The sequence below is a fragment of the Stenotrophomonas sp. GbtcB23 genome (genome assembly GCF_019091045.1).
GTDB lineage: Bacteria > Pseudomonadota > Gammaproteobacteria > Xanthomonadales > Xanthomonadaceae > Stenotrophomonas > Stenotrophomonas rhizophila_A.
This window is the reverse complement of record NZ_JAGXKC010000078.1, coordinates 1-3,906: the sequence shown is the minus strand read 5'-3', so window position 1 is coordinate 3,906 and position 3,906 is coordinate 1. Positions and strand designations below refer to the sequence as shown.

General features: G+C 62.7%; 4 protein-coding genes and 1 pseudogene. 4 read left to right on the top strand and 1 reads right to left on the bottom strand.

Features of this window, described 5'->3' with window-relative positions:
• Both KVS69_RS17585 and KVS69_RS17580 read left to right on the top strand, forming a co-directional pair.
• The coding region (locus KVS69_RS17585) for a zonular occludens toxin domain-containing protein (protein ID WP_217539236.1) at positions 1–981 on the top strand (981 nt) is incomplete at its 5' end.
• Positions 981–1,646 (top strand): annotated as a pseudogene (locus KVS69_RS17580) (TraX family protein); the annotation flags it as partial. The gene KVS69_RS17585 and the pseudogene KVS69_RS17580, both read left to right, overlap by 1 nt.
• A 184-nt stretch (positions 1,647–1,830) precedes the next feature.
• On the opposite strand, the gene KVS69_RS17575 reads toward KVS69_RS17580, so the two are convergent.
• Positions 1,831–2,211 (bottom strand): DUF3653 domain-containing protein, encoded by a 381-nt coding sequence (locus KVS69_RS17575; protein ID WP_217539232.1) that lies wholly within the window; start codon positions 2,209–2,211, stop codon positions 1,831–1,833.
• Positions 2,212–2,781: 570 nt separating this feature from the next.
• Between KVS69_RS17575 and KVS69_RS17570 the strand changes: the two genes are divergently transcribed.
• Positions 2,782–2,937, top strand: a complete 156-nt coding sequence (locus KVS69_RS17570; RefSeq protein ID WP_217538080.1) for a hypothetical protein — start codon at positions 2,782–2,784, stop codon at positions 2,935–2,937.
• Positions 2,938–3,037: 100 nt separating this feature from the next.
• On the top strand, positions 3,038–3,906 hold an 869-nt coding region (locus KVS69_RS17565), incomplete at its 3' end, for a replication initiation protein (RefSeq protein ID WP_254622257.1).

Below are 3,906 nucleotides of genomic sequence, written 5' to 3'. Positions count from 1 at the left end.
GCGTGGAAGTGGTTCGGCCACCTTCATGACGCCACGCGGCAGCAGACGCCCAAGCATGTTCTTGACCTCGCCGAACACCGGCATCGCGGCCTGGACTTTGTGTGGACGACGCAGCAGCCCAATCAGCTGTATCCGTTCGTTCGCGGGCTCATCGGCACGCACTCTCATGTGGTGCGCAGATTCGGCACCAAGATGATCGACGTGTTCCGCTGGGGCGAATTGAACGAAGAAATCAAGTCCTCAGCGAAGCGTGATCTTGCCCAGCGAACCACTCGCCTGCTTCCGTCACAGATATTCGGCCAGTACAAGTCGGCGGAGATCCACACGATCAAGCCGCGCATTCCATGGAAGGTGATGGCGCTTCCGGCGCTGGCTGTCGCTGCCATCCTTCTGGCCTACCTTGCATACGAAATGCTCAAGCCGTCCGCGATGGCCGCAACGTCGACCTCAGAGGGGGCGCAATCGGCGTCAGCCGATGCGCCCCCTGTGTCCGCCGGTCAGTCCGATGCAAAGCCGCATCAACCCCGTTGGCAGTCAGCCTCTGCGTATGCAAAGGACCATCTGCCCAGAATCGCCACCATGCCCTGGACTGCGCCAGTCTTTGATGACCGCAACGCCACTGCGGACCCGTTGCTGGTCTGCATGTCGTCCATGGAAGGTCTGGACGGCGACGGGAAGAAGCAGGCGGGTAGCTGCACGTGCATCACCGAACAGGGCACGGCCTACGACATCAGCCAGCCCGAGTGTCGGACGTTGGCCCGCTACGGGCCGGTCTACAACCCGTACAGGGAGCGCCGTGACAATAGGCCGCAGATGCAGCCCCAGCAGCCCGCTCAGCCGCAGCAGATCGCAGGGCAGGGTGAGGTGATGGGACTGACAGGGAGCGTGCTGACCAAGCAAACGCGGTCGCTGGGTTCGTTCCCCGAGTCCAAGCCCTATGTCACGGAAACTAAGGCAGCAGCCACGTCGAGGGAAATGTGATGACCAGCGGCGCGCGTGAGGCTCTCAAGTGGCTGGCCGTGGTGCTGATGACTGGCGACCATGTGGCAAAGGTGTTTTTCGGCGGATACGTCCCGGTGGTCAGCGAGCTGGGGCGGATCGCGTTCCCGATTTTTGCGCTCGTCATGGCCTACAACCTCGCGCAGCCAGGTGCTGATGTGGGCAAGTCGGTTCGTCGGCTTCTCGTGTGGGGCATCGTTGCTCAGCCGTTTCATGCGGTTGCATTCGGGTACTGGCTACCGCTGAACGTACTGCTCTCGTTCGCACTCGCCGCATTTGGTGTGTGGTGCATCCTGTCACGCCGCTGGGTCGCGTTGGTTCTAGCGGTCGTCCCAGCGCCTCTGTTGGTTGACTATCAGTGGGCCGGGATAGTGTTCGTCCTTGCGGCATGGCACTGGTTCCGGTCGCGTCGGGATGACCTGCCCCAGGCTGGTGCCAGCATCAACGGTCTGTATTTCGAGACGCTGGCGGACTGGCGAGATTTCCCGTTCGTGATGGTGCTGCCGTGGTGCATGCTCGGCGCCTACAACGGCAACGGATGGGCGTTTCTGGCGCTGCCGGTGTTCCTGCTCGGGGATCTGTCGTGGACCGTGCCGCGCACGCGCTGGGCGTTCTACGGCTACTATGTCGGCCATCTGGCACTGTTGAGTGCCATTCAATTGGGAGGCCGCATGGATGTTGTCCTGGCACTGGCTGCGCTCGCGGCGTTTGCCGCGTCGGCAAAGATGGGCTACGAGATCTGGCGGGTACGGCGAGCGCTGCGCCAGCACGACGCCGAGGTTCGCCGCCGTTCCACTGGGGTGTAGGGGCAGCGCCCCTACGGTCAACGCTTCACCCGCGCACGTGGGACGCATGCCCACGGTCCGTCTGGACTGCTGGTGTAGGTGCGGCGCCGGGGCCGGGATCCACCACTGATGATCGCTTCTCATAGGACCTGCGCACGTAGTCCCTCAGATTGACCACCGATTTGGTGCGTGTGGCCATACGGACGCCCTTGGATCGACTACTGCCGCAAGGCTTTCCGTGACGGTCCTTCGGCTCATATCCGCGGCGCGTGTCGTCCATCATGGCTCGCCATTCCTGCGCGATCGCAGCAGTGAGTGACAGCCAAGCCAGATCCTCCGGCAGCAGCTCGCGTCCTTCGGGCGTGACCAGCCGGCCACCTTTGAACGAAAAACCGGCCCAAGGGCCGGTTAGAGTGCGATCACGCATGGGCGAGGTTCCGTCTCGTTGGGTGAGACGGTAGCAGAGGCAACATCCGTGCCAGCCATGCCATCAGTGCCCTTACATAATATACATTCCGTACCTGCCGACCCGGGGTTAGCCGTTGCGACAGTAGGCGTTGCGCCTATTCCGAGCGAAATGGCCATGACCATCGCCGTGGCGGCTAGCTTCCTCCAAAGGGCTTTCACTCTCGGGGAGGGCGCCGTCTCAATCTCATGGTCTGCGACTGCTTTCCGGACGTCCCACCCTAGCGCCTGGGCGCACCCGATCACCGCGTCCACGTCCATCGTCCGGATGCCAGTGCAGTAGTTGTTGAAGCGCTGGACGCTCAGTCCTGCCCGCCGCGCGAGTGCCGCCTGCGACTCTTCTGGGAAGGCCGTCTTGAGGGCTTCGATCAGTTTTTCTTGGGTCGTCATATCCACGCCTGTTGACAAGAGCATCCACGCACGTTTATACAGTGCCCCGTATCCACGCGTGTGGATGCACCCCGTCCCGGCTCCCCTAGGCCGTGGCGGGGATTCTATGGGCTGGGGGTAGGGGCAGGGCATGGAAGGTCTGATGTTCACCGTAGCCGTCGTAGCAGCGGCCTGCGTGCTGATCGGTCTGGCTCGACTCGGGGCGTGGGTACTGGACCGCCGCGAGCAAGACAAAACCCGCGTGATTCGTGACGCTGCTTTCGTTGCCCGCGCGTCGGCGGATATCCGCCGTGACTGACGTCTGCTGCTCTTTCTGCGGCGAATCCACGGTCTACCTGTTCCCCGGTCGGCTGTGCGTTGCCTGCACCAGCAAGAACGCACGCATCCGCCTGGACGCCATGCCGCCGCCGCCGAGCGCCGAGTTGGTCGCCTTCGACGCGTCCGTTGGTCAGATGCAGGCCGCGTCACGCCGTACCGAGATGGCCTCTGAAAGCGTCTCGCGCCACAAGCGCGCTTCTGGCGCTTCCCTGTCGGAATACATGAAAGCAGCGCCGCTCGCGCTGACCCCTGAGGGCCAGCGCGAAGCGCTGGCCCTTGGGCTTGTCCATTACAAAACAAGTGACACCGCGTCGAAGACCGGTCGTCTGTCCATTGAGATTGATCCGCTTCTCCAGCGGGCGCAGCGGCTGCGAAAGTCCGTCATTACGAGTGCACGCCTTCATGACCAAGAAGCGAAGAAAGGATCGCGCCGTGGCGCGTGGTACATGCTCACGCTCACCTACAGAGACGGAAGCAGTAGCGGCGCTCGTGACGTTAGCGAGTTACTTAAGCGCATGCGCGGCCACTTCAATCGAACTGTCTCTCGGCTCCGACGGCTCGCGGGTGAGGTGTTCCGTTACCTCTGGGTGGGCGAGCTCACCCAGCGTGGCAGACCCCACTACCACCTCCTGATTTGGGTTCCGAAGGGCATGTACTTCGGCAAGGTGGACCGTCGTGGCTGGTGGCCACATGGCAGCAGTCAGATTGAGAAAGCGCGTAATGCGGTTGGCTATCTCGCCAAGTACGCGTCCAAGTTCACCAGCGTTGTAGCTGGCATGTTTCCGAAGGGCTTTCGCACGCACGGCGTCGGTGGCCTCAACGAAGAATCCCGCCGCGAACTGCGGTGGTGGAAGTCGCCCATCTCGGCACGCGATGCGCTCGGCACTGAGGCCGACATCCGTAAGTGCCAGGGCGGGTATTTCGACAAGCTCACCGGGGAGTTCTGGCC